Here is a 20,214-nt window from a genome sequence, read left to right on the forward strand (position 1 = left end):
AAAATTATAGATGATTTCCTGACCTAAGATCACATTTTATTCTTTTTTCCACTTCAATCTAAGAATTGAGAAAAAAGCAAACCCTTATATTATACCATAAAAAAATTATGCAAGAGGTCTAATTACGAACTTCGTTACCGACAAAAGGATATATCTTGATTACTTTTGCAAGAGATCTTATGATCAAAAAGACGATTAAGAAACTCTCCAGAAGTTTAGGAGTTGATCTAAAAAGATACAATGTACAAACATCTGAAGCGGCGAAAATGCAGCGATTGTTAGCCTATAACAATATTGACTTAGTATTCGATGTTGGCGCTAATATTGGGCAATATGCCAAATTACTGCGAGAGTTAGGCTATTCGGGGAGGATTGTTTCCTTTGAACCTCTGTCAAGTGCTTACTATCAACTAAAAGCTGTCAGTGAAAAAGACCCCCTGTGGGAAATTGCTCCCCAAGCTGCCATTGGCAACCAAGAAGGTGAAATTATCATCAATATTGCTGGTAATAGTTATAGTAGTTCAGCTTTGCCAATGCTGGATGCTCACTTAGAATCTGCACCTGAATCAGCTTACTGTGGTTCAGAAACAGTAAAATTGAGCAGGCTAGATACCCTTGCCAAGAACTATATCAAAAGCGAAACTAAATCCATTTTCCTCAAAATAGACGTGCAAGGATTGGAAAAACAAGTGCTAGAAGGAGCAACTGCAATTTTGCCTTTGGTTAAAGGCATTAAGCTTGAATTATCTTTAGTCCCTCTCTACGAAGGTCAAGTCCTGTTTCAAGAAATGATTGATATCGTAGAAAAATTAGGTTACGAACTGTACGGTATTGAACCAGGGTTTACTGCCGAAAAAACTGGGAGGATGTTGCAGATGGATGGCATTTTCTTTAAACCAGATTAAATTTTTAATCTGGTAAAACATGAGCAAAGTTATTTGTTGATATCCTTTCTCAAACAGTGCTACCCTATGTACACAATGCGTACACAACGAGAGAGACATCCCCAAAAATCTATACCCCAGTCCTAGCAATGATATTCCTACTTGGTAATGGGATTTCTTATCCTTTTAGCTAAACAGCAACATTGCTCCTCTGAAATTAGCCCCCATCCCAACAAAACAGTACATCGAGCAACGAGACGAAGAATATTGGCTCAAAGGAACTCGTATCTCCCTTGACTCAGTTGTCTATTCTTTCTTGAACGGAGAATCGCCCGAAAGTATTGCCCAAAATTTTCCACTTCTTTCCCTCGAACAGGTTTATGGTGCGATCGCTTTTTATCTGGCCAATCGAGAGCTTGTCGATGCCTATCTGAAAAAGGGTGAAGCCGAGTTTCAGCAACTACAACAGTCTTGTAGAGAAAAGAGTCCTTTGCTGTACCAAAAATTGAAGGCAGCTCAAGCCTATAATATGTGCTTAAAAAACTCTAATTTCCTAGAAGAAGGCTATAATTACCATAACATTTTGCCCCCATCTCAATTCTAGCCCCTAGATATTTTCCCCAATGCTAGAGGAAAAAGCTCCTTAAGTCTGATCACCAGCGTGACTCCGATGACTTCAACTATTGCCCCTTCTCGACTTTCACTGCCCACCCAAGATGAATTGCCCTGCGATGACGGCGTTCCTATGGAAACCCAACGACATAAACTCCAGATGGATATACTCATAGATACCTTGTTACCCTGGTTAGCTGCTAGGGAAGATGGCTATGTAGGCGGCAATATGTTCGTTTATTTCAGCGCCGCACAGTTAAAAAACGAGGAATTTCGCGGTCCCGATTTCTTTGCTGTCCTGGGGGTTCCCAAAGCGGAAAGAAAAAGTTGGGTGGTTTGGCAAGAGGGGAAAGCTCCCGATGTGGTTATCGAACTCCTTTCTGAAAGTACCGCTCAACAGGATAAAACTGAAAAGAAAGCCATCTATCAAGACCGCTTGCGAGTACCAGAATATTTCTGGTACGATCCCTTTAATCCTGAAGACTGGGCGGGTTTTATCCTTAGAGACGGCAACTACGAGCCATTATCTCTAGAGATGGGAGAAAGATTTTTCAGTCAAAGGCTAGGGTTAGCTTTGGTACGCTGGCAAGGGGAGTATAAGGGAGTTGAGGCAGTTTGGCTGCGTTGGGCGACTTTTGCCGGCGATTTACTGCCCACGGAGTCAGAGCTAACTGAACAAGAGAGAATGCGGGCTGAACAAGAGAGAATGCGGGCTGAACAGGAAAGAATGCGGGCCGAACAGGAAAGAATGCGGGCCCAACAGGAAAAAATGCGGGCTGAGGATTTGGAAGCATTGCTTCAACGCTATCGAGAGCGTTTTGGAGATTTGCCAGAATAAATCTAGATGTTGACCGGCCAAAGTACAATGACTCTCCAGAAAGCTAATAGGATAGGAATATCAAGCATGGACAACCAATAACCTTAGAAAACTCTTGTTCGCTTTCTGGTGTTAGCTGGTTAAAATTTTTCTTTACAAGAAGTCGATCATCAGCTAAGATGTACCCAATATACCTATTGAATCGGGTCTTGAACTGGTCGGTTAATTAAATTGCCCATTATCGGTGACAGGCTGCCGCATCAGTATTTTGTCAAGATTTAATAGGCAACAACCAGCTAGTAATAGTTTGATCAAGGAGGCCAGTTCCCAGTTGGCTTTGACGACAAAACATGACAGTAAATATTAGTAGTGTAAAGGTTGACAATGTTGAATAAATTACTTAACCGTATGCAAACCGAACAGGGTAGAAAAAATATTAAATTTGCCCTGGCCAGAAAAATATTCAATCCCCTCTTAAGAAATATTGGCTACACCCTAATTACTGACCATTTTTATCAGCCGATACCCAACCGTCAGGAAATTATGACCTACGCGGGCAAAGAAAGGCCTCTTAGCTCAATTGAATGGCATCTAGACAAGCAAACTGAACTGGTTAGGTATTTACTAGAAAAATATGCTTTAGAATTTAACAATAAAGAAATTTTTTCAGCGTTTGGTTATTCCGAAGATACTTCTGCTCTCATTAGTGGCGATGCAGAAGTCCTCTATACTATGGTCAGAGAAAAAAAGCCGTCTCGGATAATTGAAATTGGGTCGGGTGGTAGCACTAAAATTATCGCCGCAGCTTTAAAAATGAATTTTAGAGAAAATTCCCAAAAATCACAACTGATCTCGATCGAGCCTTATCCTCAAGATTTTTTAAAAGACTTTGCTAATGTTAGTAAAGATTTTCTAGAATTTAGTTTGCTTACCCAGAAGGTAGAATCCGTAGATTTGTCTGTTTTTGAATCCCTGCAAACCGATGATATTCTGTTCGTTGATTCTAGTCATGTGTTTAAGTCTGGTAGTGATGTGGAGTTTGAATTTCTTCAAGTTTATCCCCGTTTACAAACGGGAGTTTTAGTTCATATTCACGATATATTCTTTCCCTATGATTATCCCATCGAATGGAATCTCAAAGAATCACGATACTGGAACGAGCAATACTTTTTAGAGACCTTTCTACAATTTAACAAAAAGTTTGAAATTTTGGCATCCCTATCTATGGTATCTTCTTATAAGAATTCTGTGTTTCTTGAGAATATCAATGCTTATAATGAAGATCGATTACCCGGTTCTTTCTGGATGATTGCTTAAAGATTACTCGCAGTAAAAAAACATGAAAATAATTAATCTTAATCATAATTTTTCCACGACTCGTAAACTCACTTCTGCTCCCCTACAATATCCAATATTATCTCCAGCAAATCTAGAACGCAAGGGAGAAGGAGGATTAAGAACAAAGGGATATTTCAAGCACTCCTACGGGGAGACAAGTGAGTTATCGGAAAAATTTACAGTTCCTTTGGTTACTATTATAACGGTAGTTTTTAATGGAGAAAAGCACTTAGAGCAGACAATTCAGAGTATCATTAGCCAGACTTATGATAACGTGGAATATATCATCATAGACGGAGGTTCCACGGACGGTACAGTTGATATTATACGCAAGTATGAGGAAGTAATTGATTATTGGGTAAGCGAACCAGATGCAGGAATTTCTGACGCTATGAATAAAGGGATAAGTTTGGCGACAGGAATTCTAATTAATCACTTACATGCAGGGGATAAATTTGCTGCTGACACAACCCTGTCGTCAGTGGTTTCATCTTATAATTCAGAAGGCTGGCGATGGTGTTTCGGTAATCAACTATTGAGAAGTCATACAGACGATACTATAGTGGGTTGCTTCTGTCCTCCTAAATTTAGTCAAAAACTACTTCACATAGTAAATACGATTCCCCATTCGACTGTTTTTTCTGAACGAGCTTTGATAGAAGAAGTAAATGGGTTTGACAATAATTATAAATGTGCTATGGATTACCATCTTTGGCTCAGGTTCACTCAATTATCAAAACCTAAACAATTTGATTATGCCACTGCTGAATTTTTACTGGGTGGTCGCTCCTCAGATGTAAAATTAGCATTGCGGGAAGAATTTAGAGCTAGAAAGGAAGTTTTAAAGCTGTCAAAACTAGAATTATTACTCTCTTTGGCAGTAGTAATGATGAGGTATATTAAGCGACAACTGCGAATCACTACATTTGTCAAAAATAGTCCAGCATAATGGCAGTGAAGATAGATAATAAAAGTTGAGAGCAAATACGACATATGAAAATCGCTTATATTATTCCTCGTCTCAAAGATAGTGGCTTAACGAGAATACCTTTGTGGCTGTCTAATAGTCTTTATCCTGAGCATGAGGTGAAGGTATTCTACTTCAGTGAAACTAATTCTCAAGAAAAATATCTCAGCTTTAATGCTCCTGTTCAAAGAATAAGTTTTACCAGTTTTTGTCAAGAATTAAAAGATTACGATATAGTCCACTCCCATGGATTAAAACCCGATTTGTACCTTGCCATTAATTACCATAAGATTAAAGGCATAAAGATTACAACTATTCATGGCTATCACGTCGATGCACTCAGATACGACAAAGGCCCTCTGCTAGGGTATATATGGGGAAATTTATGGAACCTAGCCTGCCGAAAATTAGATTTAGCAGTTTGTATAAGTCAGACGATGGAAAGATACTATCAAGGACTTGGCTATAAAAATACCACTGTAATCTACAATGGAATAAAAAAAATGGATAACAGTAGAAAGACAATCAAAGGAACTGATATAAAAACTGGAAATAAAATTGTAATAGGTACAGTTTCTAACCTAAATAAAGTAAAAGGAGTAGAGCAAATCATACAAGTATTACAGAAAAATACACTGTACCATCTGATAGCAATAGGGGGAACATCTCAAAACATTAATCGATTGCAACTCTTGGCAGGAAAACTAGGAGTTGCCCAAAGATGTGTTTTTACAGGCTATCGAGAAAATCCCTGGGAAACGGCGATTAATATTGACGTTTTTGTTTTTCCATCTCGTTCAGAGGGATTTGGTATTGCATTAGTTGAAGCTGCCAGTTTAGGAATTCCAATTATCTGTTCTGATATTCCGACATTTCGAGAGATGTTTGACGACAATGAAGTGACATTTTTCAAACTTGATGATATAGATGACTTGAACAACAAAATACTTATGTTAGATGAAATTAAAGACAAAGTTTCTCGGGCTAAGTTAAAAGCAGAAAAACTTTTTTCTTTGGAAAGTATGTGTTACAATTACTATCAGGAGTACAAAAAATTAATTGATGCTAATTAAAAATTATGAACTATAACCATATATAAAAATAAAAGGAGGCTCTATTGACATGATTGGGATTTGTAATTTATGCGGTTCTGTGGTGGTTCGGATACATCCAGGATATTTTGGTACTCGTTGTTTAAACTGTAGATCTACTAAAATTCATAGAGCAGTTGGTTTGACAATTGAATCTCTAAATTTTTCAACCAGTACGTCTGTTTATGAGTTGTCTTCTCGCGGAGCTTTGTATAAATTCTTAAAAGGTAAATTTAAGAATTTATACTTTTCTGAATACTTTGATGATGTACCTCTAGGGTTGATGAAGAACTCTGTTGTCTGTCAAGACGTTCAAAATCTTTTTCTCAACGACGAATCTTTTGATTTAGTGACTTCCACCGAAGTTTTTGAGCATGTTCCTGATGACAGCAAGGGTTTTTCTGAAATTTACAGAGTCTTAAAAAAAGATGGATATTTTATTTTTACCGTGCCTTTATTAGATAAACCGAAGACAGTTGAAAGATGTTTCTTACAGCCTGATGGGACTATCATACATCAACTTGAGCCTGAGTATCATGGCGATCGGATTCGAGGACAGGGAAGAGTTCTTGCCTTCAGAAATTACGGATTGGATATAACTAAACGGTTAGAAAGTTGTGGTTTTCACGCTGAAATACGTCTAGTAAACTCGACGCGCAATGTAATTGAAGATCAGAAGGTTATCATAGCAAAAAAAATGTAGTTCTATAACTGTCACTAAAAAATCAACTGGAGATGAGAATAAAATGTTAATTTCCTGCAAATACAACTCTTTTTTTATCCGTAATCCCAAAGTAGCGTTGTCGTCTTTGGAGAAATCTCTGAGAAAAATTATCTTAAATGACTGGGAATGTTTTAACTATATTTGAAACTTGACAAAAAGACTATGAGAGAATACTAGAATTGCTTAAGTTACCAGAAGTAAAACTAGCAACCGTCAATCAAAATCCTCAACGTCAGCGAGACTACAGGAGTTATTATAACGAAGAAACTAAAAATATTATTAGTGAACATCTCAAGGAAGATATAGAACTGTTTGGATACTCTTTTTAGTAAAAGATAGCTTTAGATACTTATGCAACTTACGGCCTCCCTTGTCCTTTACAAAAATGACCCAGAGATAGTTATTCAAGCAATTAAATCTCTGTTCGGCACATCCATGGAAATTAATTTATCTGTAGTAGATAATTCTCCCACTGATGAACTAAAAAAAATATTCGATAATTTTCAGGAATACGATATAGATTATTACTTCAATAATGGTAATAACGTTGGTTTTAGTAAAGCGCAAAACCTAGCTATTGCTAGGTCTAAAAACTATGATTATCATCTAGTAATGAATCCCGATATATACTTTGATAGCAAAACAATTTTAGAACTAATAGATTATTTAGAACATAATTTAGACATTGGATTAATTCAGCCTAAAATACTTTATCCCCACGGTGAAATACAGTATCTTTGTAAACAGAACCCAACTTTTTTGGCACTGTTTATGAGAAGATTTTTTCCAAAAAAATTAGCTAATCAGGGGATATTTAAAGAGTATATGGATTGGTATGAAATGAGGGAAACTGGTTATGATAAAATTATGGACGTTTGCTATTTGTCTGGGTGTTTTATGCTGTTTCGTCGTCAATATTTAGAAGAAATTGGATACTTTGATGAAAACATTTTTATGTATCTAGAAGATGCGGATATAACCTTGAGAATGGCAGAAAAATATAGGTCTGTATTTTATCCCAATACCTATATTTATCACTACTGGGCTAGAGGTTCGCAAAAATCTCTTAAATTGACTTGGGTGACTATTCAATCAGCATTTTATTATTTTAGTAAGTATGGCTGGAAATTTTGGTAAATTAGGTTAACATTATAATTGTAAAAAATTTTATGAAAAACATTTTAGTCACGGGTGCAACAGGTTTTATCGGTAGCTATCTTCTGCCAATTTTGTCTCAGCAGAAATTCCAGATTACTGCAGCAGTACGAAATAATTTGTCTCAGTCCTTATCTATCCCAATTAAAACTATCAAAGTTGGCCATATCGATGAAAAAACTAATTGGCAAAAGGCTCTTGAGGGAATTGATATAGTCATCCATCTAGCGGCCCGCGCTCATATTATCAACGAAACTATTCCCAATCCAGAAGCGGAGTTTATTAAGGTTAATACTCAAGGTACAGCTAACTTAGTTGAACAATCAATTCAAGCAGGAGTTAAACACTTTATTTTTATCAGTTCTATCGGTGCGATGACAACTCAAAGCGATAGGATACTCACAGAAAACTCTCCCTGTCATCCCGATAGTCCCTATGGTCGTAGTAAACTGCAAGCAGAACAAGCTTTAATTAACCTTGCCAAAGATAGTAACATGACTTGGACAATTATTCGTCCTACTCTAGTTTACGGTCCTGGTAATCCGGGTAATATGGAGCGCTTGATGAAACTAATTAAACGGGGACTACCTTTACCTTTTGGTGCAATAAAAAATCGTCGTAGTTTTGTCTTTGTGGGTAACTTAGTTGCTGCCATTATTACCTGTTTAGATCATCCTAATGCCGCTAATCAAATCTTTTTAATTAGCGATAACCAAGCTGTTTCTACTCCCCAATTAATTCGACTCATTGCTCAACGAATTCAACAACCCTGTCAATTGCTACCCGTCCCCACTACCCTACTTAGATTCTTAGGTTATCTGGGTGATAGGGTAGAATCTATAACAGGGAAAAATCTCCCTTTTAACACCTATAATATCGATCGCTTGCTTGGTTCTCTTACTGTTGACTCTAGCCATATTCAAAAAACCCTGGATTGGCAACCTACCTTTACTTTAGAGCAAGGATTAGCCCAAACAATTCAGCCAGAAAATTAGTGATCAACCTGTCAAAAAGACTTCATAATTCAAGTTCCGCTTTGACAAAATCGGCAGTTTTATAGAGAGAAAACCCCACTTTAGCGGCTATCATCTGCATAGCGCGATTATCCCTTAAAATTTCCCCTTCAATTCCGTCTAATCCTTCCTTTTTGCCAATAGTGACTAAACGCTGTAGTAATTCTGTACCAATACCTTGACCTTGATAGTCATCCCTAACTAATAGGTCAAATTCCGCCACATTAACGCCATGCAGTTTATTTAAGCGTCCTATAGCGATAATTTCTGGCTCTTCCGTCTGATCGTTATTAATCTCTACCACTAAGCTCATTACTCGATCGTAGTCAATAAAACAAATGCGCGTAAGACGATCATAAGCGGTTTGGCGATCGAGATTGACAAGATGAAAATAACGATAATAAATGGTTTCTTCCGAGAGATAATGGTGAAATTGTCGCACTAAAGGCTCATCCGCTGCCCAAATCGGACGAATTAGCACCTTTAAGCCTCTTTTCGTCCTCCAAGGCCCTATATAATGTTCGGGATAGGGACGAATCGCCGGATGAGATAACTTTTCTGGGGGAGTAGTTGGAGGATGAAGAAGGATAGAGGCGGAAAGGGCGATTAATTGCTCTGAATCGGCAAAAAAGGGATTAATATCGATAGTTTTAATGCGAGGTTGTTCACTAACCAAGTGACTAAATCTAACGATTATTTGCTCCAAATTCGCTAAATTAAGCGATTTAAGCCCATTTGTCCCGTTAAAAGCCCGATAAATCTTGGTTTTTTCTAAAAGTCGGCGAGCGAGATTAGTATTTAAAGGAGGTAGAGCGGTGGCGTAATCTTGAAAAATATCGACTAAACGGCCGCCAGTACCGAAAATTATCACCGGTCCGCACTGATCATCGTAATTAGAGCCGATAATTAACTCATATCCTCGATCGATTTCTAACATCGGTTGAATACTCACCCCGAGAAAATGCTCCCCACCCACTTGTGCGCTAACATTAGCTTCGATCGCCTGATATGCTTGCACCACTGCCATGGGGGAAAAAAGCGGCCATTGTACCCCACCCACCGCGCTTTTATGGATAATCGTCCTCGAATGCAGTTTCATCACCACGGGATAACCGAGAGATTCAGCGAGATTAACTGCTTCTGCGGCACTTTCAGCAATTTTAGTGACAATAACAGGGATTCCATAAGCTTTGAGTATATCTAAAGACTCTGGCTCACTGAGAATTGTTCTATCCCCTGCTTGCTCGATAATCTGGCTAACTAAAACTCGATCGGAGCCATTTTCCTGAGAATTGGTTAAAATTGGCGTTTGATAAAGACCGCGCAGATTCTCTTCATATTTCCAGAGCAAATTAAACACCCGGGCTGCCGAATCGGGATAGCGATAGGTGGGGATACCCTGCTGATTTAATAACGCTACTCCCTCTGCAATGCCCTCTCCCCCCATCAAACTTGCTAAAATGGGTTTTTTGCTATTTTGAGCGATTAAAGCGATTCTATGGGCAATTTCTCGCAGATCGGTGTTAAAGCGAGGCGAGAGAATCATCAACACCGCATCGGTATGTACATCCGCTAAAGCGATCTCTAGGGCGCGAGCGTAGCTATCGGGATCGCTGCCGCGACGCAGATCGATGGGATTTTGGGGGACAATATCCGCGGGAACAAGAGGCGCTAGTTGTGCGATCGTTGCGGGGGTAAGGGTTGCCAGTTGTCCATCTTCCGCCAGTAAAGCCGAGGCGGCTAAAAGAGCGGGAGCAAAACCATTGCTGATGATTGTCAAGCGTTTTCCCCGGGGAAATCGGGGAATTTTCGCTAAAACTTGCGTGATATTCAAGAGATCGGCCAGTCTTTGTACTTCCACGATGCCACAGCGAGCAAAGGCAGCGGAGAGAGTTAGCTGATCGCTGGTCAATTTGCCAGCATGGGAAAGAGAAGTGGGGTCAAAGTCGGTACTGTGGCGACTAATGGCGATAATTGGTTTATTTAGGGCAACTTCTCGGGCCGAGGACAGAAAAGAGCGGGCATTATTCAGGGATTCCAAGTAGATAACGATGCTTTTGGTTTGGGGATCGTCTCCCAAATAATAGAGTAATTCGCCCCAATCCACATCTAAAAGGACTCCGAGGGAGATAAAGTGACTAAAACCGACATTTTCGCTTAAACTCCAATCAAGCACGGCAGCAGCGATCGCCCCACTTTGACTAATCAGGGCAATTGAACCGGTTTTCGGCAGGATGGGGGAAAAGGTGGCGTTAAGATTTTGGCTTATATTACAGATTCCTGAGCTATGGGGACCGATGATGCGTAATTTTTGACCAGCGATCGCTTTAATTTCCCTAAGTAAATTTTCCCCCATCTGTCCAGTTTCCCGAAAACCCGTGGAGAGAATCAGGGCGCATTTAACCTGTTTTTCGACAGATTGGGCGATAATAGCGGGAATTTCGGGAGCAGGGGCGGTGATAATTACCAGATCGATCGCCGCCTGGATATCCTCTAAACTGCTATAGGTGGGAAGATCGAGCCAGTTTTCGGGGTGAGGATTAACTAGATAAAGGCGGTGCTGACCGGGATTATGATGGAGATTATTTAAAAGAGTGCGATCAAGTTGGGGATTTTGGCGATTAAATCCCACCACAGCGATGTTTTTTGGCTCAAAAAAGGCTCTTATGGTTTGATGTTCGCCACCACGAGGCTCTAAGATGGAATTTAACATAAGTAAGCTAGGAGGCATTTAAACTGGGTATTGTTAAGTGAGCTAAAAAAGCAGCTAACCCTTACTGTTCCAGTGTTCTGTGGCGTTCCCCGATCAACCTAGACCAATTCTAGCTGTTTAATCAGGGTTCGATCGGTGTAATTAATTTTGTCTAGGTAGGGTTGGCTGAATAAATCTAAAAACCTGGTTGAGTAAGGTTTTCAGACTTTTTTTCCCTCAAAAAGTGCCGACCATTGGAGTGATGGGGGGGAATTTTTAGGGACTTTTTCCCTGAAAATTAGGTAATTGACCCCCTCAAAATCGGTAAAACCCTACACCCCACACCCGACACCCCACACCCTGCCACCAGGAAAACTTTTTCACCAAACCCTAGGTAGCGATCGGCAATAAAACAGCCCTAGCCGATGAACATTTTCCCCAAGAGATCTAGTAAACTAACTGATGCTGTAAATATTTAGAGACAGACGATGGAACTGGAATATCCCGAGGATTTGAGATACCTAGAAACCCACGAATACGTCAGACTCGAAGGTGAAATCGCTACCTTGGGAATTAGTGCTTTTGCCGTCGATCAATTGGGTGATATCGTGTTTCTAGAATTGCCCGAATTGGGAGAGGCACTGGAAGTAGGTAGTAGTTTCGGCACGATCGAATCGGTAAAAGCGGTAGAAGATCTTTATCCTCCCGTCTCGGGAACCGTAGTCGATCGCAATCAAGCGATGATTGACTCCCCCGAATTAATTGCCGATGATCCCCACGGGGAGGGTTGGTTATTAAAAGTGCGGGTAGAAAATCCCGATAATGCCTTGGCTGATACCCTCTCCGCTAGTGAATACCGCGCCCAAGTAGCAGGGGAAAGTTAACTAATATTAACAACAGGGAGCCAGACCCTCACACTATCATAGGCATAGAAAGAATTAAAAATCCAGGAAGCGATCGAGTCTTCCTGATTTTTGTCTCTAAACCGTGCTGAGACGAAATTCTAGCCCGAATCGAGTCAGGTTTCACTATTTACCCAATCTATGCTAAATCCTAATCTCGCGGCGATCGAACTTTCCAAAGAGGAGGTTCAACGCTACTCTCGACACATTATTCTGCCCGAAGTGGGCTTAGAAGGTCAAAAAAAACTAAAAGCCGCCAGTGTTCTCTGCATCGGCACCGGGGGACTCGGTTCCCCGCTTTTACTCTATCTAGCGGCGGCTGGCATCGGTAGAATCGGTATTGTTGACTTCGATATCGTCGATAGTTCCAATCTGCAACGTCAAATTATTCACGGCACTTCCTGGGTAGGCAAACCGAAAATTGTTTCCGCTAAGGACAGAATTCTAGAAATTAACCCCTATTGTCAGGTGGATTTGTACGAAACCCGCATAAGTTCCGAAAATGCCCTTGACATTTTAGCCCCCTATGATGTAGTTATCGACGGGACCGATAATTTCCCCACCCGTTATCTGACTAATGATGCTTGTGTTCTTCTCGACAAACCCAACGTTTATGGCTCAATTTTCCGCTTTGAAGGACAAGCAACCGTTTTTAACTACCAAGGCGGTCCCAACTACCGCGATCTCTATCCCGAACCGCCACCACCGGGGATGGTTCCCTCCTGTGCGGAAGGCGGCGTTTTAGGGGTTTTACCCGGGGTAATCGGCACAATTCAAGCCACAGAAGCCATTAAAATTATCCTCGGCGCTCCGGATACCCTCAGTGGTCGTTTACTGCTTTACAATGCTTGGGAAATGAAATTCCGCGAGTTAAAATTGCGTCCGAATCCTATCCGTCCCGTCATTGAAAAACTAATTGATTACGAACAATTCTGCGGTATTCCGCAAGCGAAGGCACAAGAAGCAGCAGAACAGCAAAAAATGACAGAAATGACCGTAGTAGAGTTAAAAGCACTAATTGACAGCAATGCCAATGATTACATTCTCATCGATGTGCGTAATCCCAACGAGTACCAAATCGCTAATATCCCCAACTCGGTGTTAATTCCCCTACCCGATATCGAGAATGGTGCGGCAATTCCCAAAATTAAGGAATTAGTCAACGGTTATCGTCTTATCGCCCATTGTAAGATGGGGGGACGTTCCGCTAAAGCCCTCGCTATCCTCAAAGAGGCAGGTATCGAAGGAATTAACGTCAAAGGTGGCATCAGTGCCTGGAGTCGTGAAGTCGATTCTTCTGTACCAGAATACTAATTTTGGCCCTTGGGTTTTGGGGTTTTGGGGTGTTAGGGTTTTGGGGTATTAGTCAAATTCCCCCATCTCCCCATTCCCCCATCTCCCCATTCCCCCATCTCCCCACTTCATAATTCCCTTCCCCCATCTCCCTGTTTCCTGTTCCCCGTGAATCTGTTAAGATCAAGGCCAGTTAGCCTTAAAATCTTCGGTGTGAGCAAACAATGAAAAACCATATTAAAAAAATTGCTAGTTGGAGCGCGATCGCTACTATTTCCCTTGGCTTAGTAGAAATGAACCGAACAGCGATCGCATTTGGCAACAATAATCAATTTAGTGCCTGTATCAGTCAGATTGTCGGCACGGGAGTCAGTCCCGAAGATGCCGCCACCGCTTGTTCAGAAGCATTAATTCCTAAAGAATTATCCCGGTGTGTGGTGATGATTAAATCCAAAACCCCGATCGATGGTAATCTGGCTCTGCAAGCTTGTTTTCAAGTGCGTCGTCCCATCGACCTAGGTAATTGTGTGGTCGATATCCATCGCGCTGCCCCCTTATTTGCCACTAATTCCCTCAAACAAACGGAAACAGCCAAGGAACCTGATAAATTAGGGATTTCTAAACAGGTTTTAGATTCCTGTCGTCAAAGTTTATTACCCGGCCGCTTTTCCGAGTGCGTTATCGCTGTCAGTCGTGGTGCGGACAAAAATAATCCCTCCCAAGCTTTACAAACCTGTTTAAGTGCCGAGGATTTCCCCAGAGATCTATTCCCCAGTTATCCCCAAAATCAAGACCAGAGACCTTAATCAAGATTATTTGGCTCTCTCATTTTGGGAATATACGGAAGAACCAGAAAACGTTAAAGATTGAACCATCAATCAGACGAGTTCGGCGGCTTAGGAAAGGTACACTTAACCGTAATATTTAAATTACTTTTAGCGGTTCCTTTAGTAATATAAGGGATTCCTACCTCACCGCCGATTTCCACACCAAATTGTAAAGTGACTTCCTCAATGTTGGCAATGGCTAAATTGCGAAAAGCGTTTAAGGTATAAGTAGTGTAGGTACGAATTGTATCTTCAATTGTCTGAAAATTCTGTAAAACTTGCTGTTTATCTGGTATAGAAGTTCCCCTTTTAGCAACTCTTCCCTCGGTTTTTACTGTCTCGGCAGGAATTTCTAGGTCATCGGTGGACTCTATATAAATTAGAGTGTTTTCGTCAATTTGGATTGGAGTTAGTCGAGTCATAAATAATGCAAAAATTGAAAATTAACTTTTTTCTTAACTATTTCTCGGCTCTCCCGTACTTGTGATGATAAGAAAAGATTATCTAAGAGAGGGCCTATGCTTTCCTTGCAGTTTACCAAAAAATAACCTAATATAAAAAATATTTCTATCCCTTGCTGACTGTCTATGGCTCGCTACGTCCTCGTCATCGGCATTAACTATTACGATAACCCCAATTTGCTGCCACCTTTGAGCAAACCCGCCAAAGATTTACTATGATTGGGACAGGTTGAGAAACCATTAGGAAGGGTTGCCGTTTAACTTCTATTGATAAGCTAGGAGGAAGCTAATGGCTAAGGTTTACATTTCCTCGACCTATGGGGATTTGAAGGAGTATCGAGAAGCAGCGTATCGAGCCTTGCGGCGGCTGGGACATGATGCAGTGGCAATGGAAGATTATGTCGCTACTGGACAGCATCCACCACTGGCGAAATGTCTGAAAGATGTAGATAATTGTGACTGGTATGTGGGAATTTTTGCCTGGAGATATGGTTACATTCCTGATGAGGAAAACCCCGAAGGCAAATCGATTACAGAATTAGAGTATCGCCAAGCAGAAAAAAAACAGAAACCTCAATTTATTTTTCTCCTTGAAGAAAATCATCCTTGGTCGAGAAACCAGATGGATGAAGTTACAGGACAAGGAGAGAATGGGATGTGTATAAAACAATTACGCCAGGAGTTAGGAAAGAAGAAACTGGTTAGTTTTTTCACTAATCCCGATGAATTAGCCAGTCTAGTAAGTGCATCTGTTGGCAAGTGGGAGAGGGATTTATTGGGAAGTAATAAACAACCTGAAGCTTCAGCAGAGAAACGACAGGAACCACTCTACAATGCAAGAGATGAATTAATTTGTCCCTACCAAGGATTGCTGGCATTTACTGAAAAGGAACGCCCTTTCTTCTTCGGACGGCAGACCATAGTAGAAGCCTTGGAGAAAAAACTGAATCAAAGGAAGAATTTTATACCTTTAATTGGTGTTTCTGGAAGTGGTAAATCTTCGGTAGTTCTGGCAGGATTGATTCCTTGGTTGGAAGAATTAGGATGGCAAATTCTCGAACCGATCAAGCCTGGATTTAAGCCGTTGACAATGTTGGAAAGCTTGCTGTTACCCTATTTTCGAGATGATCAACAATTGCTGGATCAATGTATCAATAATCAAGACAGCGAAGGCTTAAAACCGCTATTAGAGCTTTTTCCCCGCGAACACAAATTCTTGCTGGTGGTGGATCAGTTTGAGGAATTATTCACTTTTGCTCTAGCGGAACAGCGCGATCGCTTTATTGAATTGATTACTCAAGTTGCCACAATTCCTGACTTTCCTCTGGCAGTTGTCGCTACCATGAGGGCGGATTTCATTGAACCCTGTTTGCGTTACGATGGGCTGCGACAACTGATTCAAAATAACGCCGAATACCTGCCAGATCTAAGGGGATTAGATTTGCTAGAAGCTATCACCGAACCAGCCAAACTGCAAGGCTATGAAGTTACGAAAGAATTGCTCAATAAAATCCTTGAAGATATTAAACAAGAACCAGGATTTTTACCCTTATTAGAGTTTGCTTTAACCCAGCTTTGGCAGAAACGAGATGAGGCAGAACATCGGCTGACTTTAGATACTTATGAGGCGATAGGTGGGATAGTAGGAGCGTTAAATTGTCAAGCTGATAAAGTCTATCAATATAGGGATTATGAAGAAGAAAAACCTGTAAAAGAGCGAACGGAAGCAGAGAAAACTTTAATCAAGCGAATTTTCTTGAATCTTCTGCAAATAGGAGATGGGGAAAAAGATACCAGATTGCGTCAATCAAAAGCCTTTATCTTGTCTTTAGCCGGAGATAATCAAGAAGGACAAAAAGTTTTAACAGAACTAATTGAAGGAAAACAAGGATTAGTAAAAGGTCGCCTTTTAGTAACGGGAAAAACTGAACGAGAAGAAGAAGCTTGGGTAGATTTAGCCCATGAAGCTTTAATTGAAAAGTGGGACAACCTGAATCTGTGGCGAACCGAAACTCGCCAGGGTAGAGAATTAGCGAAACAGGTGGATAAAGATGCCCAAAATTGGCAGAAAAATAACAAATCTCAGGATTATTTGTGGTCGGGTGACAAGTTAGCAGACGCGGAGAAAGTTCTGCAACAATATAAAGACACAGTGGAAACTACGGACTTGGCTCAAGAGTTTCTCCAAGCTAGTAGCCAGGAGGAGTTACGTTCTTACCTGAGAAGTCCAGATATTGATAATTTAGAGCGAGAGACATTAGAAAAAGAGGCAGTCCGTAAATTATTCTTCAATCAAGAAAGGCTATGGCAATTACTCACAGATGAGAAGGAAAAAGCACAGATAAGGCTGTCAGCTTCCTGGTTACTGAAGCAGTGGGGAGAGGAGGTTCCTATCTGGACAGCAGAGGTTGATAAGCAAGGAAATATTGCCCTCTCAATCATCGCAGAAAATGACCTACCAAGCACAGTAATCGAACAGTTAGAAGGTGAAATAAGCCTAGAAATGGTGGAGATTCCTGGTGGTGAGTTTTGGATTGGTTCTCGTGAAGGAGAAGCAGGAGCATATCCAGATGAACTTCCGCAACACAAGGTCAAAATTTCTCCCTTTCTGATGGGCAAATATCTAGTAACGCAGGCGCAGTGGCGAGTAGTGGCTTCTATGCCTAAAATTGAACGGGATCTTAACCCAGAACCTTCCTACCATAAAGGGTATAGCCGCCGACCAGTGGAATGTATTAGTTGGTACGAAGCAGTGGAATTTTGTGAGAGACTATCCCATTGGTCTCAGCAAAAAGGGAAAGGCTATCAATACAGTTTACCCAGTGAAGCGGAGTGGGAATATGCCTGTAGGTCAGTTATCAGTTATCAGTTATCAGTTATCAGTGAAGAATTAAGCCAAAATCCGATTTATCCGCCTTATCATTTTGGTTGGAAAATTGACCCAGCTTTGGCAAATTATGCACAAACTGCTCTTGCAAGGACGACCACCGTAGGCAGGTTTCAAATCGCCAATGCCTTTGGACTTTATGATATGCACGGGAACGTCTTTGAATGGTGTTTAGATGATTGGCATGATCATTATGAAGGCGCACCAATAGATGGCCGGGCGTGGCTAATTGAGAAGCATTCTCAATTAAAGTTGCTGCGCGGCGGTTCGTGGGACCTCGGCCCAGGGAACTGCCGTTGTGCCTCCCGCGGCAGGTACTATCCCGTTAATAGGGCCAGCAACGTCGGGCTGCGGGTAGTTGCGTCGTCGAGGACTTAGCTTTTCCCTTTTTTCTCTTTCACTTTTACCCTTTATCCTGTATTTTTTTCCCTTTTAAGCGAGCGTAGCGAGCGAATTTTTTTTTGAAATTTGCTTGTGCCAAGGCTCTGGCTTGGTATATATAGTTGTTTCAAATAAGAATGAGATAAGACTCACCTAGCTCACTATTATTGTCAGTAAGCACTCCCGTAGGGGCGAAGCATTCGGGCAATAACCTATCGCTGAAACCGTAGATTTCTTATCCGAATGCTTCGCCCCTACAACCTCAAATACCAATTTAAATGATGAAAAGCTTATGTCTCAAACTTATTTGAAATGACTATAACATCTAGCGAGCAGACTACCTGAATAATTAGCGAGCAGGATGCTCGCATTCCCTTAAATCTAAGGCACTAAATTAGCTGTTTCAATCCAGTAGTATGCTATACTTATTACAGGTATAAACTCGTAAATTGGAGGAAAAAGCCATCAATAATGATACCCACTCCCGAACAGATGCTTACTTGCATTAGAATGTGTCAAACCCTGTCTAACTTCTATACCGATATTCATCTATTTCGGTATGATGAAAATAGTAATGTGAGCATCTTGCTCACTAATGTGGAGTTTGAAGATGAATCATCAACCTGATTTTTACCAAATGTCTCGCCCAGAATTAAGAAAATATGTCCTCTCCCATCGAGAAGATGATGAAGCCCTAAGAATTTATATGGATAGAATGCGAACTGAATCAGGTGTAACTAGATTTACCCTTACTCCTAGTCAAGAAGATATGAAGAAATTAGAAGAATTTCTCAAGGCAAAAATGGATAAATAAAATCAATTTAACTTGCTTGTACCAAGGCTCTGCTTTAATGTATGCTTCAGGTAGAAACTGGGAACGAGATGAAAAAGACGAATCACCGATTCTTCAACAGTACCAAAATCGCTGCATCTCTAATAATCATCAGTTATAATAAAAATGCCAGCAAAAGATATTTATCATGATACCGTGAGAACTGCCTTAGACAAAGATGGCTGGACAATTACCCATGACCCCCTAATTATTCGCTGGGGAAAAAGAGATTTATATATTGACTTAGGAGCAGAAAAAATTATTGCCGCCGAAAAAGACAATCAAAAAATTGCCATTGAAATTAAAAGTTTTGTTGGCAAATTATCTATCGACGACTTAGAAAAAGCATTAGGACAATATATTTTATACTATGATTTATTGACAAAACTAAAATCTGAAAGAACTTTATATTTAGCAATTCATCAACAAGCTTTTGCCGATATTTTTGAAGATCCTATTGGTCAAGTTTTATTAGACAACAAACGATTAAAATTATTAATTTTTGACGAAATTGAGGAGGTTATTTTAAGATGGATAGGTTAGAAAAGATGAGAAAAATTATTATTGAATCTCTCCGTTATTATGCAAACTTGCGCTATGCTACTGGAGAGGTAAACCGCCTCCTCATTATTGACAAAGACTCTGATAACTATCTAATTCTCTTAGAAGGTTGGGATAACCGAGAAAGAGTACATGGCTGTTTACTGCATTTACAAATTATTAATGGTAAAATCTGGATACAACGAGACGGAACCGAAGACGGTATTGCCACTGATTTATTAGCCGCCGGTATTCCTAAAGAGCAAATTGTCCTTGCCTTTAAACCCGAACATATTCGACCCTATACTGAATTTGCTGTAAAATAAGCTATAGATTGACATCCTCGCCGCCGTAAAACGGACGGCGATTCCCAAACCTCACGATTTAGGCTTCGGCCGTGAGCTCAGCCGAACGGTTTCTGCTTCTTTCCCTTGCGGGGTTCCGCACCTGCCTTAACAGATTTACTCTGTTCTGGTCTTATGGTCGCTCTACAGACTGACACCGCAAGCCCTGCGGCCAAAATATTTTTACTAGCGTTAACATCTCGGTCATGGTGTGTCCCACAGTCTGGACAATCCCATTCTCGAACATTTAACGGCATCTTTTCGACAATATGCCGGCAATTACTACACCTTTTAGAGCTAGGAAACCATCTATCTAGGGTCTGCTGAAAAAGTTTGTTGGTGGGGGCAGGGTGTGGGGTGTGGGGTGTGGGGTGTAGGGTTTTACCGATTTTGAGGTAGTCAGTTACCTAATTTTCAGGGAAAAAGTACCTGAATTTTACCCCTGATCCCTCCA

At 40.7% G+C, this 20,214-nt stretch carries 20 protein-coding genes and 2 pseudogenes; 18 read left to right on the plus strand and 4 right to left on the minus strand.

What is annotated here, in order from left to right:
- The first annotated feature begins 179 nt into the window (after positions 1-179).
- The 10 genes from IM496_RS00230 to IM496_RS00275 all read left to right on the plus strand — a co-directional run bounded on the left by IM496_RS00230 (position 180) and on the right by IM496_RS00275 (position 8,583).
- Positions 180-905, plus strand: a complete 726-nt coding sequence (locus tag IM496_RS00230; protein WP_194016089.1) for an FkbM family methyltransferase — start codon at positions 180-182, stop codon at positions 903-905.
- Between the two features lie 295 nt (positions 906-1,200).
- Positions 1,201-1,488, plus strand: coding sequence for a DUF433 domain-containing protein (locus tag IM496_RS00235; RefSeq protein ID WP_416209701.1), 288 nt, complete (start codon positions 1,201-1,203; stop codon positions 1,486-1,488).
- Between the two features lie 66 nt (positions 1,489-1,554).
- Positions 1,555-2,334, plus strand: a complete 780-nt coding sequence (locus IM496_RS00240) for a Uma2 family endonuclease (RefSeq protein WP_287660910.1) — start codon at positions 1,555-1,557, stop codon at positions 2,332-2,334.
- A 363-nt stretch (positions 2,335-2,697) separates the two neighbouring features.
- Positions 2,698-3,630, plus strand: a complete 933-nt coding sequence (locus IM496_RS00245) for a class I SAM-dependent methyltransferase (protein ID WP_194016085.1) — start codon at positions 2,698-2,700, stop codon at positions 3,628-3,630.
- Between the two features lie 22 nt (positions 3,631-3,652).
- Positions 3,653-4,600, plus strand: coding sequence for a glycosyltransferase family 2 protein (locus IM496_RS00250; RefSeq protein ID WP_194016083.1), 948 nt, complete (start codon positions 3,653-3,655; stop codon positions 4,598-4,600).
- A 44-nt stretch (positions 4,601-4,644) separates the two neighbouring features.
- The gene (locus tag IM496_RS00255) at positions 4,645-5,691 is read left to right on the plus strand and encodes a glycosyltransferase family 4 protein (protein WP_194016081.1); all 1,047 of its coding nucleotides are present in this window, start codon (positions 4,645-4,647) and stop codon (positions 5,689-5,691) included.
- A 49-nt stretch (positions 5,692-5,740) separates the two neighbouring features.
- The gene (locus IM496_RS00260; RefSeq protein ID WP_194016079.1) at positions 5,741-6,412 is read left to right on the plus strand and encodes a class I SAM-dependent methyltransferase; all 672 of its coding nucleotides are present in this window, start codon (positions 5,741-5,743) and stop codon (positions 6,410-6,412) included.
- A gap of 200 nt (positions 6,413-6,612) precedes the next feature.
- The gene (locus IM496_RS00265; protein WP_228009646.1) at positions 6,613-6,762 is read left to right on the plus strand and encodes a hypothetical protein; all 150 of its coding nucleotides are present in this window, start codon (positions 6,613-6,615) and stop codon (positions 6,760-6,762) included.
- Between the two features lie 22 nt (positions 6,763-6,784).
- Entirely contained in the window at positions 6,785-7,570 is a 786-nt protein-coding gene (locus tag IM496_RS00270; protein WP_287660911.1) for a glycosyltransferase, read from the plus strand.
- A gap of 32 nt (positions 7,571-7,602) precedes the next feature.
- Positions 7,603-8,583, plus strand: a complete 981-nt coding sequence (locus IM496_RS00275) for an NAD-dependent epimerase/dehydratase family protein (RefSeq protein ID WP_194016075.1) — start codon at positions 7,603-7,605, stop codon at positions 8,581-8,583.
- 22 nt (positions 8,584-8,605) lie between these two features.
- On the opposite strand, the gene IM496_RS00280 is transcribed toward IM496_RS00275, so the two are convergent.
- Complete coding sequence (locus IM496_RS00280) at positions 8,606-11,314, minus strand: bifunctional acetate--CoA ligase family protein/GNAT family N-acetyltransferase (protein ID WP_287660913.1); 2,709 nt, start codon at positions 11,312-11,314, stop codon at positions 8,606-8,608.
- Between the two features lie 200 nt (positions 11,315-11,514).
- Positions 11,515-11,702 (minus strand): annotated as a pseudogene (locus IM496_RS22570) (hypothetical protein).
- 79 nt (positions 11,703-11,781) lie between these two features.
- Here IM496_RS22570 and gcvH point away from each other — a divergent pair.
- The 3 genes from gcvH (at position 11,782) to IM496_RS00295 (ending at position 14,294) form a co-directional block, all read left to right on the plus strand.
- Complete coding sequence (gene gcvH / locus IM496_RS00285; protein ID WP_002758879.1) at positions 11,782-12,177, plus strand: glycine cleavage system protein GcvH; 396 nt, start codon at positions 11,782-11,784, stop codon at positions 12,175-12,177.
- A gap of 159 nt (positions 12,178-12,336) precedes the next feature.
- Positions 12,337-13,509, plus strand: coding sequence for a molybdopterin-synthase adenylyltransferase MoeB (gene moeB / locus IM496_RS00290; protein WP_194016070.1), 1,173 nt, complete (start codon positions 12,337-12,339; stop codon positions 13,507-13,509).
- 203 nt (positions 13,510-13,712) lie between these two features.
- Entirely contained in the window at positions 13,713-14,294 is a 582-nt protein-coding gene (locus tag IM496_RS00295; RefSeq protein ID WP_149106889.1) for a hypothetical protein, read from the plus strand.
- A gap of 68 nt (positions 14,295-14,362) precedes the next feature.
- On the opposite strand, the gene IM496_RS00300 is transcribed toward IM496_RS00295, so the two are convergent.
- Positions 14,363-14,737 (minus strand): CU044_2847 family protein, encoded by a 375-nt coding sequence (locus IM496_RS00300; RefSeq protein ID WP_194017635.1) that lies wholly within the window; start codon positions 14,735-14,737, stop codon positions 14,363-14,365.
- A 328-nt stretch (positions 14,738-15,065) separates the two neighbouring features.
- Here IM496_RS00300 and IM496_RS00305 point away from each other — a divergent pair, with 328 nt between their 5' ends.
- The 5 genes from IM496_RS00305 to IM496_RS00320 all read left to right on the plus strand — a co-directional run bounded on the left by IM496_RS00305 (position 15,066) and on the right by IM496_RS00320 (position 19,742).
- Positions 15,066-18,041, plus strand: coding sequence for an nSTAND1 domain-containing NTPase (locus IM496_RS00305; protein ID WP_287660915.1), 2,976 nt, complete (start codon positions 15,066-15,068; stop codon positions 18,039-18,041).
- A gap of 474 nt (positions 18,042-18,515) precedes the next feature.
- Entirely contained in the window at positions 18,516-18,671 is a 156-nt protein-coding gene (locus IM496_RS22575; RefSeq protein WP_002737946.1) for a DUF6888 family protein, read from the plus strand.
- Entirely contained in the window at positions 18,655-18,858 is a 204-nt protein-coding gene (locus tag IM496_RS00310; RefSeq protein ID WP_002758886.1) for a DUF6887 family protein, read from the plus strand. Before IM496_RS22575 ends, IM496_RS00310 begins: the two co-directional genes overlap by 17 nt.
- Before the next feature lie 144 nt (positions 18,859-19,002).
- Complete coding sequence (locus IM496_RS00315; protein WP_287660916.1) at positions 19,003-19,419, plus strand: XisH family protein; 417 nt, start codon at positions 19,003-19,005, stop codon at positions 19,417-19,419.
- The gene (locus tag IM496_RS00320; RefSeq protein ID WP_079208784.1) at positions 19,407-19,742 is read left to right on the plus strand and encodes a XisI protein; all 336 of its coding nucleotides are present in this window, start codon (positions 19,407-19,409) and stop codon (positions 19,740-19,742) included. The genes IM496_RS00315 and IM496_RS00320 overlap by 13 nt, the downstream gene beginning before the upstream one ends.
- Positions 19,743-19,819: 77 nt before the next feature.
- Here IM496_RS00320 and IM496_RS00325 read toward each other — a convergent pair.
- A pseudogene (locus IM496_RS00325) lies at positions 19,820-20,077 on the minus strand (zinc ribbon domain-containing protein); the annotation flags it as partial.
- Positions 20,078-20,214: the final 137 nt, after the last annotated feature.

It is taken from the genome of Microcystis sp. M049S2, assembly GCF_020245625.1.
Taxonomy (GTDB): Bacteria; Cyanobacteriota; Cyanobacteriia; order Cyanobacteriales; family Microcystaceae; genus Microcystis; species Microcystis ichthyoblabe_A.

Excerpts from the sequence above, each read along its gene's own strand:
- IM496_RS00230 (WP_194016089.1), top strand. The coding sequence starts at position 180 with ATGATCAAAAAGACGATTAAGAAACTCTCCAGAAGTTTAGGAGTTGAT.
- IM496_RS00240 (WP_287660910.1), top strand. The coding sequence starts at position 1,555 with ATGACTTCAACTATTGCCCCTTCTCGACTTTCACTGCCCACCCAAGAT.
- IM496_RS00245 (WP_194016085.1), top strand. The coding sequence starts at position 2,698 with ATGTTGAATAAATTACTTAACCGTATGCAAACCGAACAGGGTAGAAAA.
- IM496_RS00250 (WP_194016083.1), top strand. The coding sequence starts at position 3,653 with ATGAAAATAATTAATCTTAATCATAATTTTTCCACGACTCGTAAACTC.
- IM496_RS00255 (WP_194016081.1), top strand. The coding sequence starts at position 4,645 with ATGAAAATCGCTTATATTATTCCTCGTCTCAAAGATAGTGGCTTAACG.
- IM496_RS00260 (WP_194016079.1), top strand. The coding sequence starts at position 5,741 with ATGATTGGGATTTGTAATTTATGCGGTTCTGTGGTGGTTCGGATACAT.
- IM496_RS00270 (WP_287660911.1), top strand. The coding sequence starts at position 6,785 with ATGCAACTTACGGCCTCCCTTGTCCTTTACAAAAATGACCCAGAGATA.
- IM496_RS00275 (WP_194016075.1), top strand. The coding sequence starts at position 7,603 with ATGAAAAACATTTTAGTCACGGGTGCAACAGGTTTTATCGGTAGCTAT.
- IM496_RS00280 (WP_287660913.1), bottom strand. The coding sequence starts at position 11,314 with ATGTTAAATTCCATCTTAGAGCCTCGTGGTGGCGAACATCAAACCATA.
- gcvH (WP_002758879.1), top strand. The coding sequence starts at position 11,782 with ATGGAACTGGAATATCCCGAGGATTTGAGATACCTAGAAACCCACGAA.
- moeB (WP_194016070.1), top strand. The coding sequence starts at position 12,337 with ATGCTAAATCCTAATCTCGCGGCGATCGAACTTTCCAAAGAGGAGGTT.
- IM496_RS00295 (WP_149106889.1), top strand. The coding sequence starts at position 13,713 with ATGAAAAACCATATTAAAAAAATTGCTAGTTGGAGCGCGATCGCTACT.
- IM496_RS00300 (WP_194017635.1), bottom strand. The coding sequence starts at position 14,737 with ATGACTCGACTAACTCCAATCCAAATTGACGAAAACACTCTAATTTAT.
- IM496_RS00305 (WP_287660915.1), top strand. The coding sequence starts at position 15,066 with ATGGCTAAGGTTTACATTTCCTCGACCTATGGGGATTTGAAGGAGTAT.
- IM496_RS22575 (WP_002737946.1), top strand. The coding sequence starts at position 18,516 with ATGATACCCACTCCCGAACAGATGCTTACTTGCATTAGAATGTGTCAA.
- IM496_RS00310 (WP_002758886.1), top strand. The coding sequence starts at position 18,655 with ATGAATCATCAACCTGATTTTTACCAAATGTCTCGCCCAGAATTAAGA.
- IM496_RS00315 (WP_287660916.1), top strand. The coding sequence starts at position 19,003 with ATGCCAGCAAAAGATATTTATCATGATACCGTGAGAACTGCCTTAGAC.
- IM496_RS00320 (WP_079208784.1), top strand. The coding sequence starts at position 19,407 with ATGGATAGGTTAGAAAAGATGAGAAAAATTATTATTGAATCTCTCCGT.